At 31.1% G+C, this 21,060-nt stretch carries 16 protein-coding genes; 9 read left to right on the top strand and 7 right to left on the bottom strand.

The genetic code is table 11. The features are described 5' to 3' along the window. Nucleotides 1-52: 52 nt before the first annotated feature. Nucleotides 53-994: a hydrogen peroxide-inducible genes activator gene (locus tag ACQYZ7_RS13865; RefSeq protein ID WP_430730320.1), complete on the bottom strand. Its 942-nt coding sequence runs from the start codon at nucleotides 992-994 to the stop codon at nucleotides 53-55. 116 nt (nucleotides 995-1,110) lie between these two features. Between ACQYZ7_RS13865 and ACQYZ7_RS13860 the strand changes: the two genes are divergently transcribed. Next, nucleotides 1,111-1,581, top strand: a complete 471-nt coding sequence (locus ACQYZ7_RS13860) for a Dps family protein (RefSeq protein ID WP_430730319.1) — start codon at nucleotides 1,111-1,113, stop codon at nucleotides 1,579-1,581. A 131-nt stretch (nucleotides 1,582-1,712) separates the two neighbouring features. Then, on the top strand, nucleotides 1,713-3,092 hold the full coding sequence (locus ACQYZ7_RS13855; RefSeq protein ID WP_430730318.1) for a serine hydrolase domain-containing protein: 1,380 nt from the start codon (nucleotides 1,713-1,715) through the stop codon (nucleotides 3,090-3,092). Nucleotides 3,093-3,114: 22 nt separating this feature from the next. Here the strand turns inward: ACQYZ7_RS13855 and ACQYZ7_RS13850 are convergent, their stop codons facing one another. Together ACQYZ7_RS13850 and ACQYZ7_RS13845 are read right to left on the bottom strand one after the other, a co-directional pair. Further along, nucleotides 3,115-3,894 carry a sulfite exporter TauE/SafE family protein gene (locus tag ACQYZ7_RS13850; protein WP_430730317.1) on the bottom strand — a complete coding sequence of 260 codons (780 nt, stop codon included), beginning with the start codon at nucleotides 3,892-3,894 and terminating at the stop codon, nucleotides 3,115-3,117. Between the two features lie 46 nt (nucleotides 3,895-3,940). Beyond that, nucleotides 3,941-4,861, bottom strand: coding sequence for an AraC family transcriptional regulator (locus ACQYZ7_RS13845; protein ID WP_430730316.1), 921 nt, complete (start codon nucleotides 4,859-4,861; stop codon nucleotides 3,941-3,943). Between the two features lie 199 nt (nucleotides 4,862-5,060). On the opposite strand from ACQYZ7_RS13845, the gene ACQYZ7_RS13840 reads away from it, so the two are divergent. The 3 genes from ACQYZ7_RS13840 to acs all read left to right on the top strand — a co-directional run bounded on the left by ACQYZ7_RS13840 (nucleotide 5,061) and on the right by acs (nucleotide 8,958). Then, nucleotides 5,061-6,560, top strand: coding sequence for an aldehyde dehydrogenase family protein (locus ACQYZ7_RS13840; protein WP_430730315.1), 1,500 nt, complete (start codon nucleotides 5,061-5,063; stop codon nucleotides 6,558-6,560). 57 nt (nucleotides 6,561-6,617) lie between these two features. Then, a complete protein-coding gene (locus ACQYZ7_RS13835; protein ID WP_430730314.1) occupies nucleotides 6,618-6,959 on the top strand; it encodes a DUF779 domain-containing protein in 342 nt (113 codons plus the stop codon). Between the two features lie 91 nt (nucleotides 6,960-7,050). Next, entirely contained in the window at nucleotides 7,051-8,958 is a 1,908-nt protein-coding gene (acs, locus tag ACQYZ7_RS13830; protein WP_430730313.1) for an acetate--CoA ligase, read from the top strand. Between the two features lie 20 nt (nucleotides 8,959-8,978). Here acs and ACQYZ7_RS13825 read toward each other — a convergent pair whose 3' ends face one another. The 3 genes from ACQYZ7_RS13825 to ACQYZ7_RS13815 form a co-directional block, all read right to left on the bottom strand. After that, complete coding sequence (locus tag ACQYZ7_RS13825; RefSeq protein ID WP_430730312.1) at nucleotides 8,979-9,662, bottom strand: response regulator; 684 nt, start codon at nucleotides 9,660-9,662, stop codon at nucleotides 8,979-8,981. Next, nucleotides 9,643-11,667, bottom strand: a complete 2,025-nt coding sequence (locus tag ACQYZ7_RS13820) for a tetratricopeptide repeat-containing sensor histidine kinase (RefSeq protein WP_430730311.1) — start codon at nucleotides 11,665-11,667, stop codon at nucleotides 9,643-9,645. Before ACQYZ7_RS13820 ends, ACQYZ7_RS13825 begins: the two co-directional genes overlap by 20 nt. Nucleotides 11,668-11,739: 72 nt before the next feature. After that, complete coding sequence (locus ACQYZ7_RS13815) at nucleotides 11,740-11,973, bottom strand: hypothetical protein (RefSeq protein WP_430730310.1); 234 nt, start codon at nucleotides 11,971-11,973, stop codon at nucleotides 11,740-11,742. 1,659 nt (nucleotides 11,974-13,632) lie between these two features. Here ACQYZ7_RS13815 and ACQYZ7_RS13810 point away from each other — a divergent pair. From ACQYZ7_RS13810 to ACQYZ7_RS13795, 4 genes are all read left to right on the top strand, one after another. Continuing rightward, a complete protein-coding gene (locus ACQYZ7_RS13810; RefSeq protein ID WP_430730309.1) occupies nucleotides 13,633-15,093 on the top strand; it encodes an alkaline phosphatase PhoX in 1,461 nt (486 codons plus the stop codon). Between the two features lie 41 nt (nucleotides 15,094-15,134). Beyond that, nucleotides 15,135-16,886, top strand: coding sequence for a cytochrome-c peroxidase (locus ACQYZ7_RS13805; protein ID WP_430730308.1), 1,752 nt, complete (start codon nucleotides 15,135-15,137; stop codon nucleotides 16,884-16,886). 113 nt (nucleotides 16,887-16,999) lie between these two features. Then, entirely contained in the window at nucleotides 17,000-17,761 is a 762-nt protein-coding gene (locus ACQYZ7_RS13800; RefSeq protein WP_430730307.1) for a DUF6503 family protein, read from the top strand. 130 nt (nucleotides 17,762-17,891) lie between these two features. After that, on the top strand, nucleotides 17,892-19,553 hold the full coding sequence (locus tag ACQYZ7_RS13795; RefSeq protein ID WP_430730306.1) for a sodium:solute symporter: 1,662 nt from the start codon (nucleotides 17,892-17,894) through the stop codon (nucleotides 19,551-19,553). Here ACQYZ7_RS13795 and ACQYZ7_RS13790 read toward each other — a convergent pair. Continuing rightward, the gene (locus ACQYZ7_RS13790; RefSeq protein ID WP_430730305.1) at nucleotides 19,550-21,037 is read right to left on the bottom strand and encodes an NAD(P)H-hydrate dehydratase; all 1,488 of its coding nucleotides are present in this window, start codon (nucleotides 21,035-21,037) and stop codon (nucleotides 19,550-19,552) included. The two genes, ACQYZ7_RS13795 and ACQYZ7_RS13790, sit on opposite strands and share 4 nt — an antisense overlap. Nucleotides 21,038-21,060 lie beyond the last annotated feature (23 nt).

Raw genomic sequence — 21,060 nt, 5'->3', positions numbered from 1 at the left:
TTGTTTTGAAATTAAAATAAAAAATCCCGCAATTTGCGGGATTTTTTATTTCTTAACTTTTCTGAAGAGGACTTATAATTTCTACATCACTAAAAGCAATTGCCCCTCTAATTACACTATCAATAGTACTTTTTAAAGCTTCAATCAATTGCATTTTTAATTGTGATTTATGATAAATCAAACTAACTTCACGTGCAGGAGAAGGAGATTCAAATTCTCTTAAATGAGTTTTGTCTCGTTCATTTAAGTCTAAAGTATTTAAGTAAGGAAGTAAAGTCATTCCTAACCCGTCTTTAGATAATTTAATCAATGTATCAAAACTTCCGCTTTCTAGTTGAAAATGATGTGTTGAGCTTCTTTTATTTGTTCTACAAAGATTAATTACACTGTCTTTAAAACAATGCCCGTCTTCTAATAACAAAATATCATCAACCTCTAAATCGTCAACTTTTAATTTCTTTTGCTTAAATAATCGATGCTCACTAGGAACTAAACCAACAAAAGGTTCGTAGTATAAAACTCGCTCTTTAATTGCTTCGTTTTCTAACGGAGTAGCAGCGATAGCAGCATCAATATAACCATCCATTAACTTCCTAACAATTTCTTCAGTAGTTAACTCTTCAATAACTAACTGAACTTTAGGATAATTTTTACTAAAAGTTTTTAAAAACATAGGGAGTAACGTAGGCATAATTGTAGGAATGATTCCTAATCTAAATTCACCACCTACATAACCTTTTTGTTGATGTACAATATCTATAATACGATTACTTTCATCAACAATAACTTTAGCTTGTTCTACAATACGTTTCCCAACTTCAGTTAACTCAATTGGCTTTTTAGAACGATTAAAAATCTTAGCATCTAATTCTTCTTCAAGCTTCTGTATTTGCATACTTAACGTAGGTTGCGTAACAAAACAATGTTCAGCAGCTATGGTAAAGTTTTTATATTCAGCAACAGCTAGTGTATATTTTAATTGTGTTATAGTCATTTCAATAATAATTTTCGATAAAGATATTAAAACAATCGATTACCTTTATAGTAAAAGCGTTAAAAGTTGCCTTAAATTTGCAATAGAAAAAGTAAAAAACTTAAAGTCAATACAATATGTCAACTACAATTTTAGGATTAGATAAACAAAAAACTGAAAACTTAGTAAGCGAGTTAAATACATTATTAGCAAATTTTCAAGTGTATTATCAAAATGCAAGAGGGTTGCACTGGAATATTAAAGGAAAAAACTTTTTTGAGTTACATATGAAGTTTGAGGAGTTTTATACAGATGCACAAGAAAAAGTAGATTTAATTGCAGAACGTATTTTAACGCTACAAGGAACACCATTACATACTTTTGAAGATTACACTAGTGTATCAAGAGTGCCAGTAGGGAAAAATATTTCAAATGATGTTGAAGCAGTTAAATTAATTATTAATTCATTATCAGAATTATTAAAAATAGAACGTACAATTCTTGATTTGTCAGATGAAGCTGAAGATGAAGGAACAAATTCAATGATGAGTGATTTTATTGCAGAACAAGAAAAAACATTGTGGATGATGAATGCTTGGTTAGGCTAAGAAATAGTTATCTATGTTTTGGGGATGAAAGAGCAACGTATTTACGTTGCTTTTTTTCGTTTTTAGAAAAAACTATGTAACCTATTTATTTTTAAGCCGTCCTATTTGTAATAATCAAGAAAACAAGCCAAATGAAAAACCAAATTCAAATAAAAAAAGTCTTACTCTTCTCTTTATGCTTTTTGTTAACAAGTTTAGTGTCAGCACAAAATTTGACATCTAAGGTTGATGGAATTTTACAAACACAATTCAAAAATAATGAAACAGGAGTAGTGGCTTTGGTAGCTAAAAAAGGAAATATTATTTACAGAAAAGCTTTCGGAAAAGCTAATTTAGAGCTTGATGTAAACATGGTGCCAGAAAATGTTTTCGAAGTAGGTTCAATAACAAAACAGTTTACATCAGTTTCAATATTAATGTTGTTAGAAGAAGGTAAGCTAAGTTTAGAAGATGATATAACTAAGTTTATATCTGATTATCCAACGAACGGAAAACAAATTACTGTTCATAATTTACTAACACATACATCTGGAATTAAAAGTTATACATCAATGCAAAAGTTTGGGGAAATTATGACGAAAGATGAGTCACCTTTAAAATTTATTGATTTCTTTAAGAATGAGCCAATGGATTTTGAACCAGGAAAAAAGTATAAATACAATAATTCTGGATACTTTATTTTAGGATATATTGTTGAAAAAGTAAGTGGAATGAGTTATCCGAAATTTGTTGAAGAACGAATTTTTAAGAAGCTAAATATGAATTCTTCTTACTACGGAAGTCATACAAAACTAATTAAAAACAGAGCCTCAGGATATCAAAAAAGGAACGGAGAGTTTTCAAATGCTCAATACTTAAGCTTATCGTTACCATATGCAGCAGGTTCAATTATGTCGAATGTAGATGATATGTTAAAGTGGCAAACAGCCATTCGTAATAATACATTAGTAAAAAAAGAAACAATTGATAAAGCGCTTACCAATTACACACTGAATAATGGTAAGAAAATAAACTATGGATATGGTTGGAGTTTTAACGAAATAAATGGTGTACCTACTATTGAACATGGTGGAGCAATTCCTGGGTATAGATCTATGGGAGTATATGTTCCTAGTGAAGATGTATATGTAATTGTATTTTCTAATTGTGGAAGTAATTCGCCAACCAATACAGCTATAAAAATAGCTACTTTGGCTATTAATAAACCTTTTTCTACAGGTAATAATGCCGTTTCTTTATCAAAAGAAGAGTTGCAAAAATGGGTAGGTGCTTATAAATTTGAAGATGGAGGAATTCGTTTAATTACGATGGAAAATAACCAACTGTATAGTCAAAGAAAAGGGAGTTCAAGTAAATTTAAGATTTATCCAACTTCACTAAATGAGTTTTCTTTTGAAGACGGATTTTACACATATAAGTTTTTAGAAAAAAAAGGAAAGAAAACAACAATCTTTCAAAACAGAATAAAAAAGAAAAAGGTATGTTTACATCTAACCAAAGCTAAAGATTAATAAAAGGAGCTAAAAACCGAAATTAGAATAAGTACTTAATTAAAATCCGAATACTTACAAAGGCAATCAAAATAGCGGTTGCCTTTTTTAGTTGAGTGGGAGTAAAGAATTGATTACTCATTCTGCTACCAATTTGACCGCCAATAAAAACGGTAATTAATAAAATAGAAGTTAGTGCCCAATCAATAGAAAACTCAGGATTTGTATACTGACCTATCAACCCAGATATAGAGTTTACCAAAATGAAAAAACTTGCTGTAGCAGCTATTTTTTTAGGAGTGTCCCAATTGGTTAAATGAAGCAATGGAGCTAGGAAAATACCACCACCAATACCAACCATTCCTGAAATAAAACCAATAACTCCACCATAACCTGCGTTTTTTGTTAAGCTTAAATCAGAAGTTTTGTTATTATTAGTAACTACTTTATTAGAAATCCACATAGTAATAGCAGCAAAAAGTAACGTAAAACCTAACAGGATAAAGAAAAACGTTTGACTTATACGTAAATAGCCACCTAAAAAAGCCATGGGAATGCTAAATAAAGTAAGAGGAATGACCTTTTTCCAATCATATTGTTTTTGTTGTGTATACAGTAAAACATTCCCTGTAACGACCATCACATTACAAAGTAAAGCAGTAGCTCTAATTTGTGTAAAAAGTAACCCAGTAAGTGCTAAAACGGCTAAGTAACTAGAACCTCCACCAAATCCGACAGAGGAGTATAGAACAGCTACAATAAAAAAAAGTAAGATTATGTACCAATTAGTACTTAAAACATCTAGAAAAAGAGATATCACCATATAAAACAAATGTAACTATAAAAGTTTTTTGAAAAAAGTTGATGATTTATTCTTTTATAAAAGACTTTTTAAATTGCTGAGGAGTAATCATCTCCATTTTTTTAAACTGCCTGTTAAAGTAGCTAATATTATTAAAACCAGATTTGTAAGCTATTTCAGAGATTCGCAGGTTTTTAGATTGTTTTATAAGTTTTTTAGATAATTTAATCTTTTCAGAATTTATATAGTCAATAGGAGAAATTCCTAAGGTATTTTTAAACTTTTTATGAAAATGAGACGTACTCATACAAGCTTTTTTAGCTAACAATTCTACAGTAATATCTTTATTAGTAAGATTGTTTTTTATAAACTTAATAACCATACCTATACGTGTATCTGTAAGCGTGCCAGAAGGATCATTTAAGATAAAAGCTTTAGCCTTAGTTTGTAATAATCTCACAATAAGTTCCTGAATCATTAAATCAAGAAGAATGTCTTTAGACTTATTTTGGTCAGTAAAAGTGTGTACCAAACGTCCTACTAAATGATTAATATCTGTATTGTGTACTAGGTGAGAAGAAGTTTCATTTAGCTTCCAATTATTGTTTTCACGTTCAATAGTTACGTTATGATTAAACTTTTCTACTATCTCATCAATCTTATTAGAATCAATGCCTAAAGCCAAACATTGAGTAGGATTATTCTTTTCAGCTAAAGGAAAATCGATAATCATTTCTTTGTTAGTCGGCATTACTACAGATTCACCAGGGAAGAAATCAAAAGGTTCCATACCTTCTAAATGCATTATTTTTTTCCCAGTAAGCATACTTGCTATAACAGGAAAATCAAAAGTCAAAGAGACTTGTTCAGCACTTTTATGAGTCTCAAAAATATTTAACTCAGCATATTCAGCATTATACGTAGTTCTGTTCTCTATTAAAGTAGTAAGTTTTCTACTTTCTTTATGTCGACTTAATAAATGGTTCATAATCAATAGTACAAAATTCTATTTATCCTTTTTTTGAGATAATAGATATGTGTTACAATTTAATAAATACGTTCAATATATTGACTATATGATGTTTTAATTTTACAAAAATTACGAAATATTCATTTTTAACACGTATTTATTGAGGAAGTGTTATTTCGATAGTTGATTTAAGTAAAAAACAAAAATACAAAGTTTTATGAGTTACACGAAACCAAAATTTAAAGACACTTATGCAAATTTTATCAATGGAAAGTTTGTGTCTCCATTAGGAGGGGAATATTTTGAAAATACATCTCCAATTGATAATAGCATTATAGCAAAATATCCTAGATCACAAAAAGAAGATGTTGAATTAGCATTGGATGCAGCAAACGCAGCCAAAGAAATCTGGGGAAACACTTCAGCTGCGGAGCGAGCATCTTTATTAAATAAAGTAGCAGATATTATTGAGGCAAATTTAGAAGAGTTTGCATTAGTAGAAACGTGTGATAATGGAAAACCAATACGAGAAACCTTAAATGCAGATGTTCCTTTAGCGGCAGATCATTGGCGTTATTTTGCTGCAGCAATTAGAGCAGAAGAGGGTAGTGCTACCGAGCTTGATCAAAATACCTTATCAATGAACATTAAAGAGCCTTTAGGGGTTGTTGGACAAATTATTCCTTGGAATTTTCCTCTTTTAATGTTGTCATGGAAATTACCTCCAGCACTAGCAACAGGTAACTGTGTAATATTAAAACCAGCAGAACAAACTCCATCATCAGCAACACTTTTAATGGAGAAAATAGCAGATGTATTTCCTCCAGGGGTTATTAATGTAATACATGGTTTTGGACCAGAAGCAGGTAAGCCATTAGCATCGAGCCCTAGAATAGATAAAGTAGCATTTACAGGAGAAACTACTACAGGGCAGTTAATTATGCAATACGCTTCTAAAAATTTAAATCCAGTAACGATGGAATTAGGAGGTAAGTCTCCAAATATCTTCTTTAATAGTGTAATGGATGAAGACGATGCATTTTTAGATAAAGCAATTGAAGGTGCAGTGTTGTTTGCTTTTAATCAAGGAGAAGTATGTACTTGTCCTTCGCGTATTTTAGTACAAGAAGATATTTATGATAAGTTTATGGAGCGAGTGGTAGCAAGAACAAAAGCTATTGTTCAAGATAGTCCATACGATGTAAATACGATGGTAGGTGCACAAGCATCAAACGATCAATATGAAAAAATACAAGCCTATATTAATATAGGAAAAGAAGAAGGAGCGAAAGTGTTATGCGGGGGAGAAGCTAATAAATTAGAAGGAGAGCTAGCGAATGGATTTTATATTAAACCAACTATTTTAGAAGGACATAACAAAATGCGTGTATTCCAAGAAGAAATTTTTGGTCCAGTAGTATGTGTAACAAAGTTTAAAGATGAAGCTGAAGCGTTAGAAATAGCAAATGATACGATGTACGGATTAGGAGCAGGAGTTTGGACGCGTGATGCACATCAGTTATATCAAATTCCAAGAGCTATTAAAGCAGGTAGAGTTTGGGTGAACTGTTACCATTCATATCCTGCACATGCACCATTTGGAGGGTATAAAAAATCAGGATTTGGTAGAGAAACCCACTTAATGATGATGGACCACTATCGTCAAACTAAGAACATGTTGATATCGTATGATAAAAACAAGTTAGGATTCTTTTAGTTGTTTGAAAATACTGGGCTGATATAGGCCCAGTATTTTATAATTTAAAAATAGAATATGCAAAGAGTAGCAATAACAGATGCGGCAAAAGAAATAGTTGAAAAACTAAAAAAACAACATGGAGATTTAATTTTTCATCAAAGTGGAGGGTGTTGTGATGGTTCATCACCAATGATTTTTCCTAAAGATGAAATGTATTTAGATGAAAGTGATATTCTGTTAGGTGTGTTAGATGAAGTTCCTTTTTATATGAATAAAGATCAATATGAATATTGGAAGCATACGCACTTAACAATTGATGTTACTGAAGGAAGAGGGTCAAGTTTTTCGTTAGAAATTCCTTTAGGAGTTCGTTTTATTGTGCGTTCACGTTTATTGCAGCAAGAAGATAAAGATTAGTATATGTTTTAAGAAGAAGAACTAATAAGTTGATAAACAATTAAAAATGATTTATTTTAGTAGCTTTAGCTAAAATAAAAGAAGTATAAGAATGAGTAACTACCACGTAAAAAACCTAGAAGAATATTTTCAAGTATATAGAAAGTCCGTAAGAAATCCAGAGTTATTTTGGGAAGAAATAGCAGAAGAACACTTTGTTTGGAGAAAAAAATGGGATACCGTTTTAAACTATGATTTTGATAAAACCGAATTTAAATGGTTTGAAGGAGCAAAGCTAAACATTACAGAAAATTGTATAGATCGTCATTTACATATTAGAGGAGATAAAACGGCTATTTTATTTGAGCCTAATAACCCAAAAGAAGATGCCCAACACATATCTTATAAAGAATTACACAAGCGTGTTTGTAAATTTGCTAATGTGTTAAAAGACCACGGAATTAAAAAAGGAGATAGAGTTTGTATTTACTTACCAATGATTCCAGAGTTAGCGATCTCAGTTTTAGCTTGCGCCCGAATTGGAGCGGTACATTCGGTAGTCTTTGCAGGGTTTTCTTCAACGGCATTAGCAACGAGAATTAACGATTGTGAAGCAAAAATGGTAATTACATCTGATGGATCTTACCGAGGGGCTAAAACAATCGACTTAAAAAGTATTGTTGATGAAGCATTAGAAGACTGTTCTACTATAAAAAATGTATTAGTAGCAAAGCGTATAAATTCAAATATTAAATTAAAAGAAGGGCGTGATAAATGGTTAGGACCATTGCTGGAAGAAGCATATCATGATTGTGTCCCTGAGATTATGGATGCAGAAGATCCGTTATTTATTTTATATACTTCCGGATCAACAGGGAGCCCCAAAGGAATGTTACACACTACAGCAGGATACATGGTGTATACCGCTTACACTTTTAAAAATGTTTTCAATTATAAAGAGAATGATGTATACTGGTGTACGGCAGATATTGGTTGGATTACTGGGCATAGTTATATTGTGTACGGACCTTTAGCAAACGGAGCAACTACGGTTATGTTTGAAGGAGTTCCTAGCTACCCAGATTTTGGTCGCTTTTGGGAAATTGTTGAAAAGCATAACATAAACCAATTCTATACAGCACCAACTGCAATTAGAGCATTAGCAAAAGAGAATTTAGATTTCGTAGATAGTCACAACTTATCATCACTAAAAGTTTTAGGAACAGTAGGTGAGCCGATAAACGAAGAAGCGTGGCACTGGTATAATGATAATGTAGGGAAAAAGAAAAGTCCTATTGTAGATACCTGGTGGCAAACAGAAACAGGTGGAATTATGATTTCACCATTACCATATATCACTCCAACAAAGCCAACTTATGCAACGTTACCTTTACCAGGGATCCAAATAGCATTAATGGATGAAAACGGAAAAGAGGTAAAAGGAAATCAAGTTGACGGAAGATTGTGCATAAAATATCCTTGGCCATCTATGGCAAGAACTATATGGGGAAACCATCAGCGTTATAAGGAAACGTATTTTTCAGCATTCAATGATATGTATTTTACAGGTGATGGGGCACTTCGTGATGAGGTAGGTTATTACAGAATTACAGGTAGGGTAGATGATGTAATTATAGTTTCAGGACATAATTTAGGAACTGCACCTATTGAAGATGCTGTAAATGAGCATCCAGCAGTTGCTGAAAGTGCTATTGTAGGTTTTCCACATGATGTGAAAGGAAATGCGTTGTATGGATATGTGATTTTAAAAGAAACTGGAGAAGCAAGAAATCAAGATAACTTACGTAAAGAAATAAATCAAATAATAACTGAGCATATTGGACCTATCGCTAAGCTAGATAAAATTCAGTTTACTGAAGGATTGCCAAAAACACGTTCAGGAAAAATTATGCGTCGTATTCTTCGAAAAATAGCACATAATGAATTAGATAATTTAGGAGATGTTTCTACACTCTTAAACCCTGAAGTTGTACAAAGTATAATTGATAATAGATTTTAAAAAAAATAAAAAAGGGGTTCTTATAAGAATCCCTTTTCTTTTGCTATTAAAATTAAATCACGGTCATCAGAATTGTCAACTCCAAAAATTTTAGCCATTTGTCGTTTTCTTTTTTGAACGGCAGCCAACGATAACGGAAGAATATTAGGTAATTTATTTACACGATTACCAATAGATAACTCATATAAGATTTTTCGATCCAAATCATCTAAAAAATATTCATTAGAAACCTGACTTCTCATCATTTTCATTACCGTTTTGCTGTAATATGGAGGATCATTAAGTACTTCTTCAATAGCGTGAACCAACTCTACAGGTGTAATGTCGTTTTTAACTAAAAAACCATCAGGATTTACATTTTTTAAAATACTATGTACTCGGTAATTATCGTTAAAAGTAGTTGAGATAATAATTTTAGAATCAGGTAGTTTTTCATTAATAATCAAACCTAAATCTTCACCAGATAAAATACCTTTTTCTTCCATAGGAGGGAGGCTAATATCTAAAAAGATAATTTCAATTGGTTGATTAGAAGAGGAGTATGTCTCTATAATTTCATCAGCAGCACCACAGTTATTTGCTATTTGTACCTGAAAAGAAATGTTTTCACCTTGACTTTCAATATAAGTAAAAGCGCTTTTATAAGCTTCTGATATTAAGGGATGATCGTCAATTATTAAAGCGTTATACTTTTTGTTTTCCATTTGTTGTATTAAAAGGGGTTATAATGACAAGCGTAGTTCCTTGGTTTTCTTTAGAAATAAACTCTAAATTACCACCTAGTTTTTTTACTCTTGCTGTAATATTTTTTATACCAATTCCCTTTTTCTTTTTCTCGGTATTAAAACCAATTCCGTCATCTTTTAACGAAATAATAAGCTCTTTTTTATTAAATGAGACGTCTAAGATAACATTTTTTGCCTTTGCATGCTTTATAATGTTTTGTAAAGCTTCTTGAATTATGCGGTATATGTTGGCTTTAGTAACCTCACTAATTTCATTCCAAGGAATAGTTTTATCAAAATCAATTTGATAGCTAAAGTTACCAATTGTGCTTCTGTCTTTTAAAAGTTGAGTTAAAATAGTCGTAAAGTTAATGTTTGAGCTATCAAAATTATCACTTAACCTATGAGAAACGTCTCTAATTTCTTTTTCTATTTCTTGTAATTCGTCTAAAAAAGCTTGGTGCTTATCTTGAGTTTCAGGTTTCATTTGCATAGCTAAAAAACCAAGATTTACACGAGTACCAAAAAGTTTTCCTAAAACACCATCATGAAGTTCTGCCGATATACGATTACGTTCGTTAACACGTTCTTCTTCTAGTTTAGCCTGTTGTTGTAGTGTTAACACATATACTTCTTCGTTAGCTTTTTGTTGTTCCGCCTCTAGTTTTAATTTCTCATTTCTTACTTTTTGTACACGTAAAAAATATAGTAAGCTAAGAACTAACAGACCAGCAAAACTAGTTACAATAATCCATATACGTTGTTGACTTAAACGTTCGGTTTCTTCAATATATTCATCTGTTTCAAACTCAATACGAGTAAATTTGTTTTGTATTCTTCGTTCAGCACTAATTAAACTATCGTTAAACACTATATAACGATCTAAGTATTTTTTAGAATTTTGTTTATCTAAGTTGGCGAGCTGTTTTAAAGAAGCTAAATAATCTCTACCGTTTTTTAATTCTTTAGCAATTGAGTTAGCCTCTTTAGCATATTGTAGAGCTTTGGTACTATCTTTAGAGTATAAATAAAAGTCTGATAGATGAATTTTATTTATAAGTATGCCTTCTTTATATTTTAAACTATCTCGAATATTTAAAGCATAGTGAAAATCTTTTTCTATCCCTATGGTATCCTTCATAAAGAGTTTACAGTAGGCACGATTATCTATTAATCTAGCTAAATTATCTATTTGATAATTATTGTAAATGGCTTTATTGTAGTAACTTATCGCTTCTTTATATTTTTTCTTTTTAAAATAAGTTAGACCTATGTTGTTTAATAAATTCTCATTATAATTTTTTAAAAGTTTAGTTTTGTTTAAGTAGAATAGAGCTTTGTCATAATAAAATAAAGCCTTATCATAATTTTTTATATCAACTTGTAATAAACCTAGATGATTATAGGAAATGTATAAACGTTTGTAATTTTTTAGTTCTTTAAAGATTTTGATAGCTTCTATACCGAGAATCTCACTACCAGTATAATCTCTATACTTTCCTTTTATATTAGCCATCCCTTGTAGGGTTTGTGAAGCTTCATTTTTAAATCCACCTTTAATAAAGTTTTGATAGGCTTCATTTAAATGAAAATAGCCTTTTTCATAAATTTCCAATTTCACATAATAAGTAGCGTAATTCCAATGAGTATCACCAATAGCATAGGAGTGATGAGTTTTATTTGCAAGTTGTAATGCTTCTTTGTTGATTTTAAAAAAATGTATGGTATCCTTTAATTTATAAAATTCATAAGCGATAGAGCTAAATTCTAAAGGTGTTTTTATGTTGTGCTTTTTAATGTAATTATAAGATCTAAGAAGTAATTTCTTTTTGGAAACTGTATCTAGTTTTTTATTTTTGGCTTGTTTGAGCCACAGCTTAATGCTATCATTTTGTTTTATTTCTTGTAAGGGAAGAGAGAAACAGTAAGAATCTACTGAAAAGAGAATAATAAATAAAAAAAAGCTTTTTTTAAAATACTTCAAGGTTGTTGATTTTAGACAAAACTAAAAAAAAAGCTTTTAACAATTTTGTTAAAAGCTTATAAATAAATAAGGTTAATTTCCTTTAGTTCCATCTCCATTGTTACCGCTTCCATCATCACCTGTATCAAAGTCGGTAATTCCACCAGCACCGTCATTTCCAGTACTATCAGTAGGTACATTAGTGTTTGAAACTAATTCTGTTTGGTTAACAGTGTTGTTTGGTACAATATCTTCTGTTAAGTCTGTACAACTTGTAGTTAACAAAAATAACGTGCTTATTAGTAGTGTAAGTTTTAAAGTTCTCATAATTTCAATTTTTAAATTTTGACAATAGTTTTTCTAGCCGCATGTGCAGCTCGTATAGCATCGAAATAAATTTTCGTGTGTATTACATCATTTTTTAAATGAGGCAATAGTCATCTAACCCAAGTGTTTGGGTAGTATGTAGAATTAAATTGATTTAAACATCAATTCGTGAAGATGCGTTACTGTTAAGGCCTATTGAGTACAACAGACTTCAGGAAATTCTACTATATCGTAAAAAAGAAGCGTTTGCAATTTTTGAATAAACGCTAGTTGATTTTTACTCTAAAATAGTGACACAAGTGTAAATAGTGAGTAAGTTTTTAGTAAGTGTTCTTGTTTAATGAGTAAACGTCCTTTTTCATTTAGTATGTGCAATTTTAATGTTTTCATAGCATTTATTTTGTCTTCTTAATATAGTGAAAAAAAACGAATTATACAAGTTTTAACTTGTTGAAAATATGTTTTTTAATAAAAAAAAGCGTCTTTTTTAAAAAGACGCTTTTGTGTTATATATAAGTGTAGAATAATTACTAATTCCTCATTAAATATTTTGCTCCACAATAAAGATCCTTGTCTTTCATTACTGCATAATCAGTACCCTCTCTAAGAGGTAAGCTGATTTTTGTGTTTACATAAATTAATTTCATAGTTCTAAATAGCTTTGTTGTTTAGTACCGATTAAGTATATCTTAATAAGTATGGTACAAATATACGAAATTTTCACAATAAAACAAGTGTTTTTATTGTTTAATACACTAATAATCAAGTGGTTGTGTTAGTTTTAGGGTAAGAGGAGGCTGTCCGGATAATATCCAGATAAGTAGTGTTTTTGTAACGTTTTGTGCGTTAGTATCTTAGGATTCAATTAAGAGTTTTTAGTATGTTTTAAATTAAAATTCCATTTTTCAAAAAAAAATATAAAAAAAAGCGTCCAAAATTAATTGGACGCTTTATATATTATTAGTTTTTATAATCAAATCATATTTGAGTTTTCATTATAATTAACATATAATGTCCTGTTTCGAAAGATTCCTTCATCAGGATTCCCGCGAAAACTACATTTTAAGCTAACAAGCTTTTGTGCTATATGTAAATTCATTTTTTTCATAAAAAGCAAATATATATAATTTTAAACAATTATTATTTTAAGGTGTTTTTTAGCTTTTAAAGTATTTTTTCTTCAGTTTTAATGAAAAAGTAAGTCAGTGACTTACTTTTAGTAAGTCACTGACTTACCAAAAACAAAAATAGACGGTTTATTTTTGTCTCGGTTAAAAATTAAGCCTTGAATAAGGTAAGATATGAAAATGGGGATTTATATCACGTCGTCGGGGAAATTCTATGAAAAAAAAGAAAAAGATTTTTACTCTAACCAAAGTAAAAAAATGAAGTAAGTAAAAGAACGCCTTTAAGGCGTTCTTTTTTATTAAGGGAAAATTTGTGATATCTTATAAGTATATATTAACTAAGTTAAGAGAAGGTTAAGTTGTACCTTTTTGATTGTTAGTGTTTAATGGGATTTATGTAAACTTATTAAGTGCATCTGTTTAAGTTTAGTTAAAGTTCATAACCTTTTGATGAGGTATATTTAAACTACAGCTAAGGGCTTCTTAAAGTAAGTGTTGTTGATTTGCCGGTATAAACAAAATTAACATAATAATGAAAAACTTACTTAAATTAGGATTCTTAGGTGTTTGTAGTGCAATCACTTTATCATCGTGTGATTCTGATAGTACACCTAATCACGGAGGTTCAATTGAATTAAAAGCACACTCTAAAACTCCCAACTTCTTAAAATTAGAATCAGAGTTTTCTGGAGTAAACATTTTTCCTTTATTATCATCTGAAGATAAATTAGAAGATACTCCAAACTTTGTGTATGGTTCTATGGCTGATGGGGCTGGATTAATGAGGAACTCAGATGGTACTTATACTTTAATAAATAATATTGAGGCAGATTACTCTATTGCTCGTATTAAATTAGATAAAACTTTTAAACCAGTTCATGGTGAGTATATTTTAAACGCTATAGCAACAGGAGGTTCTGCTCAATGTTCAGGGACGTTAATAACACAAGAAGAACACGGTTTTGGTCCTTTATATTTATCAGGAGGAGAATGGGGAGATGGACCTCAAGGGGTTTTTGCAACTGATCCTTTTAAAGATGCTTCAGCGGCAAGTTCTCCAAGAATGTTAACAGCTATGGGGCAATGGGTTACTGAAAATGCAGTGCCATTAAGTAAAGAAGCATATACTGATAAAACAGTTGTGTTTATTGGAGATGATCATGGAGATAATATGGTTCCTTCAGGGCAATTAGGAATGTATGTAGGTGATAGAGGAGATTTAGAAGGAGGTAAATTATATGGTTTAAAAGTAACTGATGAAGGTGTTACTTATGAAGTAGATATGAAAGAGGGTACAACATACAATGCTTCTTTTGTTGAATTAACCGAAAAGAATATCGATTTATTAGATGCTGAAGCTAAGGAAAAAGGTGTTATGGGATTCTCTCGTTTAGAAGATATTGATTGGAGAAGAGGTTCAGCTAAAAACAATCGTGAAATTTATTTTTGTGTAACAGGTCGTAAAAAAGAAGGTTTAGTAGGAAAAGGAACTATTTATGGACGTGTTTATAAAGTAGAGTTAAATGAAAATGATCCTACAGGAGTAGCTAAAATTACATGTGTGCTAGATGGAGATAAGTTAGATGGTAAAGCAAGTGCTTTTCATAGTCCTGATAACATCGTAGTTACTGAAAATTACGCGTATATTCAAGAAGATCCAAATGGATATTTTGATGGAGAAAAGAATCACGCAGCTAGTTTGTATCAATACAATTTAAAGACAGAAGAATTAAAAAAAGTATTAGAATGTGATCAAGTTGCAGCTTCTGCACAAGGTTATGGAGCATCTTATCAAGATAGCGCTTGGGAAATTACTGGTATGATTGATATTTCTAAAACTATTGGAGTAAGTGACACTTTTTTATTAATTACTCAAAATCATGGATGGGTTCCTACGGATGGTGGTGCTTTCACTGATGCAAATGCAAATGATGCAGCAGAAACTACAAAAGAAGGGAGTCAATTATATGTAGTTCAAGGATTAAATAGATAATGACGAACAATTTTCAAATAATAAAAAAGGCATATGTTATCATGTGTCTTTTTCTAGTATCTATAATTAGCTGTAAGCAAGAAAAAACGGCAAATTATAAAAAGGTAAAAGATAAAACTTTAGTTGTAAAAGTTCAAGAGTATTATACGAGGCATCTCGACAGTTGTGTTTCTATTTTAAAGGAAATAAATACTGTTGATGCTATTTCAGAAAAAATTAAAAAGTACAAATCAGCAAGGAGAGAGTTCAAATTAATAGAACCTATTTTAGCATTTGCTGATAAAGAAAACTACAAGAGTTTAAACAGTCCTAATCTTTTAAGGGTTGATGAAGAAGATGCTACAAATATAAAAATAAGAAGCCCTTTCGGATTTCAGGTCATTGAAGAGTTATTGCATGAAAATGAGGTTGATGTCATTGCTTTAAAAGATGCTATAAATATTGCAGCAAATAGACTTAAATTAATAGCAGCGAATAACACATTATATTTAAAAAAATATCATGTATTATGGTTGTTACGTGATCAGATTGCACGAATAGCTTTGGTTGGAATTACAGGTTTTGACTCTCCTGTGTTAGAACAGTCACTTATCGAAGCTAAAATAAACTATGAGACTATACTATTTATTGTAAAAACCCATAAAAGTGAATTTTCAAATACAAATTTATATGCTACTTGGGTAAATGAATTACAAACAACTCAAAAAGAATTACAAAAAGGTGATTTTACTACTTTTAATCGTTACGATTTCATCAAAAATCACGCACATAAACAATTAGAATTATTAACAAAAACTGCAGAAGATTGGAAAGTAGAATTCCCATTAACAATGGCGTTCAATAATAACATTACCTCGTTGTTTTCAAAAGAAACCTTTAATGTCGATTTTTTTAATGATTATCATCAGTTAGAGAACGCAATGTCTGAAGATAAAATAGCTTTAGGTAGAAAGTTATTTAATGATAAAAACTTGTCGAAAGATGGAGTGATGAGTTGTGCTACTTGTCATATTAAAGACAAGGCTTTTACTGACGGATTAGCAACTTTTCCGAAGCAAAAAAGAAATACACCCACATTACCATATGCAGCTTATCAACAAACCTTTTTTCATGATGGAAGAGCGGGAAGTTTAGAAGGACAAATTGTTGGAGTTGTTGAAAACAAAAATGAGTTTCATACCAACTTAGAAAATTTGACAGAAACTGTAAAAAATGATAGTGCATACACAAAATCATTTACTGATTTATATGGAAAAGTAACTGATTTTAACATCAGAAACGCAATAGCAAACTATATTAGAAGCTTAGGCGATTTTAGCTCAAAATTTGATAAAAACATCAATAATAAAGAAAGTACTTTAACAACTTCTGAAATCAATGGGTTTAACCTTTTTATGGGAAAAGCAAAATGTGCAACCTGTCACTTTCCACCTGTGTTTAACGGAACAGTTCCTCCTAATTTTACAGAGACAGAAGTAGAGTCTATAGGAGTTCCAAATATAGAAGAAACTGAGTTAGATAATGATTTAGGGGCTTATAATATATTTAAAACTGAAGAAAGAAAATACTTTTTCAAAACTTCTAGCGTTCGTAATGTATCCAAAACGGCCCCCTATATGCACAATGGGGTATATGAAACTTTAGAACAAGTAGTTGATTTTTATAATAAGGGTGGAGGACAAGGATTAGGACACAAAGTGCCAAATCAAACCTTACCATCAGATAAATTGAATTTGTCAGAAAAAGAAATTGAAGACCTAATAGCTTTTATAGAGGCCTTAACGGATGAATAAATTCATTCAATTTTATAATTAACATAAAGCTCTCTAAATGTATTTTAGAGAGTTTTTTATTTTTGTTGTAATGTATAGTAGCAGTTTCGACCAATTAGAATAAATCAATTATCATGAAAAAAATAGTAGTACTAATCGCTATAGTCCTTGTTTCAGTAGCGTGTAAAAAAGAAGTTAAGAAGGAAATAACCAAAAAAGAAGAGGTAGCAGCGTTAAAATATCCAAAAGTATTAGAAGTGGTTCTTGAAAAACACGGAGGTATTGAACAATGGAAGAAAATGAAAACACTATCGTTTACGTTAAAAAATGAAGAGCACACTACAGATTTGCATTCAAGAAAAATAGTAGTTAATTCACCTGAATATTCTTTAGGGTTTGATGGAAGAGAGGTGTGGTTACAACAGCAAGACTCAACAGCTTTTAAGAGAGACCCTAAATTTTATTATAACTTATATTTCTACTTTTATGCAATGCCTTTTGTATTAGCTGATGATGGAATTATATACTCAGAAACTGAACCACTAACTTTTGAAGGGATATCTTACCCTGGGGTGAAAATTTCTTATAAAGCTAACGTAGGAACTTCACCAGATGATAATTATTTTATATTTTACCATCCAGAAACAAAACAAATGGCTTGGTTAGGGTATACAGTTACCTTTTTTAGTAAAGAACCAACTGATGCTTATAAAATTATAAGATATAACGATTGGGAAAATGTTAACGGTTTGTTGTTGCCAAAAACCATAACTTGGTATGCTAAAAATGAAAAAGGACAGCCAACAGAACCAACAAAAGGACCAATTAAGTTTGCAATGCCTTTGTTAAGTGAAGCTTCATTAGCCGATAGTTTCTATGAAAAACCAAAACAGTAATCAACTAATAAAACAAACAAAGTATGGGTAAAAAGTATGTATGGAAAAAAGAGTACACGTTAGTCTTAGTAGCTAATTTGGTGTACATCGTATTATTTTACATAATCACTAACATATATACAAAATAAACATGCAACAAATAGATTGGATTGTTCTTTCAGTAACCTTATTGTTTATTGTTTTATACGGAGCTTGGAAAACCAGAGGAAGTAAAAATGTTGAAGATTATATAAAAGGAGGAAACCAAAGTAAGTGGTGGACAATTGGTTTGTCGGTTATGGCAACACAAGCCAGTGCTATTACTTTTTTATCAACTCCAGGACAAGCATTTCATAGCGGAATGGGTTTTGTGCAATTTTACTTCGGATTGCCTATTGCTATGGTAATTATTTGTTTGGTGTTTATTCCTATTTATCACCGACTAAAAGTATATACGGCCTACGAATATTTAGAAGGAAGATTCGACCAAAAGACAAGAACGTTAGCCGCAATTTTATTTTTAATCCAACGAGGATTAGCAGCAGGAATTACCATTTTTGCACCCGCTATTATTTTGTCAGCAGTTTTAGGTTGGGATTTAGTATCACTAAACATTATTATAGGTGTTTTAGTAATTATTTATACTGTTTCTGGAGGAACCAAAGCGGTAAGTGTTACACAAAAACAACAAATGGCAGTAATTTTCGCAGGAATGTTTGTTGCTTTTTATTTGATATTACAATATTTACCTGACGATATTACATTTACAAAAGCGCTAGAAATTGCAGGGGCTTCCGATAAAATGCAGGTACTCGATTTTTCTTGGGATTTAAATAATCGTTATACTGTTTGGACAGGTATTTTAGGAGGAACATTTTTAATGTTATCCTATTTCGGAACAGATCAAAGTCAAGTACAACGTTATTTATCAGGAAAATCATTACGAGAAAGTCAATTAGGTTTGATTTTTAATGGATTGCTAAAAGTACCCATGCAGTTTTTTATTCTGTTAGTAGGAGTGATGGTGTTTGTGTTTTATCAATTCAATCCGGCGCCGTTAAACTTTAATCCAAAAGCAGGAGAAGCGATAGCGAATTCAAATCTCGAAACGATTGAAAAGTATGTTGAACTAGATGAGCAGCATCGATTTATAGAAGAACGAAAAAAAGCATTAATTTTTGAAGGATTAACACCTGAAAATGTAGTAAAAATTCAAGAGTTTAATAAGCAAGATAAAGTATTAAAAGAAACAGCGAAAACTGTTATTTCAAAAGCTGATCCACTGGTAGAAACAAACGATAAAGATTATGTGTTCATCCACTTTATATTGAATAATCTTCCAAAAGGATTAATAGGTTTGTTATTAGCAGTAATTTTATCAGCAGCTATGTCTTCTACAGCTTCTGAGTTAAATGCCTTAGCTGGTACCACAGTGATTGATTTATACAAACGAAATTCAACGAAAGAACATAGCGAAGCACATTATGTAAAAATGTCAAAATGGTTTACGTTAGGTTGGGGTATTTTGGCAATTTCAGTCGCCTGTATAGCCAATTTATTTGATAATTTAATTCAGCTCGTAAATATTATTGGTTCTATTTTTTACGGAAACGTTTTAGGTATCTTTTTATTAGCCTTTTTTATAAAGTTTGTTAAAGGAAATGCAGTATTTATTGCAGCAATTATTACGCAACTATTAATTATTACAGTTTGGTATATCGATTGGTTACCATACCTATGGTTAAACGCTTTAGGGTGTGGTTTGGTAATGTTATTAGCAATACTAATTCAGTCAATTACTAAAGAAAACTAACTTTTTTCTATTCGTAAAGTATCAATAATATCAGAAGCAATTAAGGCTTTGTATCCTTTTTTACAAGCGGCATCGTCACCTGCTTTTCCATGGAAAAACACACCCAACAAAGCGGCGTGTAAAGGAGTGTAGTTTTGTGCTAATAAGCCTGTGATAATTCCTGTGAGTACATCACCGCTACCACCTGTTGCCATTCCTTGGTTTCCAGAAGTGTTGAAGTATAAATTCCCTTCAGGAGAAGAAACCACAGTATATGCATTTTTTAAAACTACGATACATTGATATTTTGCAGAAAACTCAAGTTGCTTCTGAAAACGTTCAGTTGAGGTGTCAGATTTTCCAACCAATCTATCAAACTCTTTAATATGTGGAGTTAAGACAGAGTTTTTAGGAAGTAACGATTTTAATCCTTCGTTTTGAGCAATAATATTTATAGCATCGGCATCTATTACTAACGGACTATTACTTTCCGATACTAATTTTTTAACAAGTTGTGTCGTTTTTTCGTTAACACCTATTCCAGGACCTATCCCGAGAATGTTGTATTTGAAAATTTCTGGGAGTTGGGTCACGAATTCTTCATTCTCATCAGTTAGGCACATAGCCTCTGGAATGGAAGATTGCATAATTTGATATCCACATTTTGGTACATAACTAGTTAATAACCCTACACCACTTCGTAAGCAAGCTTTAGAAGATAATACGGCAGCTCCCATTTTTCCGTAAGAACCAGCAATTAATAATGCATGCCCGTAACTTCCTTTGTGTGATTGACGTGGTCTTGATATTAAAATATCAGTAATTTGTTCATTTAAAATGTAGTAGTTGCTTTCTTGTTGCTGAATAAATTCTTCATCTAAACCAATAGCAACCGTTATCCAGTTTTTTACATAATTTCCGTTTTCAGGAAAAAAGAACGAAAGTTTTGGTCGTTGAAAACTTACTGCTAGGTCTGCTTGTACAACAGTATCGGAATCAGGTAACTTATCGCAATACAATCCAGAAGGAACATCAACGGCATACACAGTTTTTTTAGCATTATTAATGCTTTCAATAACATGTTTTATAAAACCAGTAATAGGTTTGGAAAGGCCAAAACCAAAAATAGCATCAATAATTACATCATATTCAGAGAAGTCAGGAACTTTACTAGTTGATTTTATAATGATAGTATCATCAAGTTTTTGAAAATTAATATCACAATCTGAGCTAAGTGTATCTTTAAATTGAACTAAAAAAGGTTGTACGGTGTATTTTTTACTTTTTAAAATTCTAGCAATAGCAAATCCGTCACCTCCATTATTGCCTACTCCACTAACAATGGCAATTTTTAGAGAGCGATTTAATAAAGGCTCAATAGCTTTTACAAACGCTAAAGATGCTTGTCCCATCAAAGCAAAAGAGGTAATCCCTTTTTTAGTAATAGTATGCTCGTCAGCTTTTCGTATTTGGGTAACGTTGATTATTTTTTGAAGATTTTCCATGTAAGGAATTTACAACTTTACAC

Origin of the sequence: Tenacibaculum sp. SDUM215027 (assembly GCF_050566205.1) — a bacterium.
GTDB lineage: Bacteria > Bacteroidota > Bacteroidia > Flavobacteriales > Flavobacteriaceae > Polaribacter.
This window is presented reverse-complemented; position numbering and strand designations above follow the sequence as displayed.

Coding starts and splice junctions, on each gene's coding strand:
- ACQYZ7_RS13865 (WP_430730320.1), bottom strand. CDS start 994: ATGACTATAACACAATTAAAATATACACTAGCTGTTGCTGAATATAAA.
- ACQYZ7_RS13860 (WP_430730319.1), top strand. CDS start 1,111: ATGTCAACTACAATTTTAGGATTAGATAAACAAAAAACTGAAAACTTA.
- ACQYZ7_RS13855 (WP_430730318.1), top strand. CDS start 1,713: ATGAAAAACCAAATTCAAATAAAAAAAGTCTTACTCTTCTCTTTATGC.
- ACQYZ7_RS13850 (WP_430730317.1), bottom strand. CDS start 3,894: ATGGTGATATCTCTTTTTCTAGATGTTTTAAGTACTAATTGGTACATA.
- ACQYZ7_RS13845 (WP_430730316.1), bottom strand. CDS start 4,861: ATGAACCATTTATTAAGTCGACATAAAGAAAGTAGAAAACTTACTACT.
- ACQYZ7_RS13840 (WP_430730315.1), top strand. CDS start 5,061: ATGAGTTACACGAAACCAAAATTTAAAGACACTTATGCAAATTTTATC.
- ACQYZ7_RS13835 (WP_430730314.1), top strand. CDS start 6,618: ATGCAAAGAGTAGCAATAACAGATGCGGCAAAAGAAATAGTTGAAAAA.
- acs (WP_430730313.1), top strand. CDS start 7,051: ATGAGTAACTACCACGTAAAAAACCTAGAAGAATATTTTCAAGTATAT.
- ACQYZ7_RS13825 (WP_430730312.1), bottom strand. CDS start 9,662: ATGGAAAACAAAAAGTATAACGCTTTAATAATTGACGATCATCCCTTA.
- ACQYZ7_RS13815 (WP_430730310.1), bottom strand. CDS start 11,973: ATGAGAACTTTAAAACTTACACTACTAATAAGCACGTTATTTTTGTTA.
- ACQYZ7_RS13810 (WP_430730309.1), top strand. CDS start 13,633: ATGAAAAACTTACTTAAATTAGGATTCTTAGGTGTTTGTAGTGCAATC.
- ACQYZ7_RS13805 (WP_430730308.1), top strand. CDS start 15,135: ATGTGTCTTTTTCTAGTATCTATAATTAGCTGTAAGCAAGAAAAAACG.
- ACQYZ7_RS13800 (WP_430730307.1), top strand. CDS start 17,000: ATGAAAAAAATAGTAGTACTAATCGCTATAGTCCTTGTTTCAGTAGCG.
- ACQYZ7_RS13795 (WP_430730306.1), top strand. CDS start 17,892: ATGCAACAAATAGATTGGATTGTTCTTTCAGTAACCTTATTGTTTATT.
- ACQYZ7_RS13790 (WP_430730305.1), bottom strand. CDS start 21,037: ATGGAAAATCTTCAAAAAATAATCAACGTTACCCAAATACGAAAAGCT.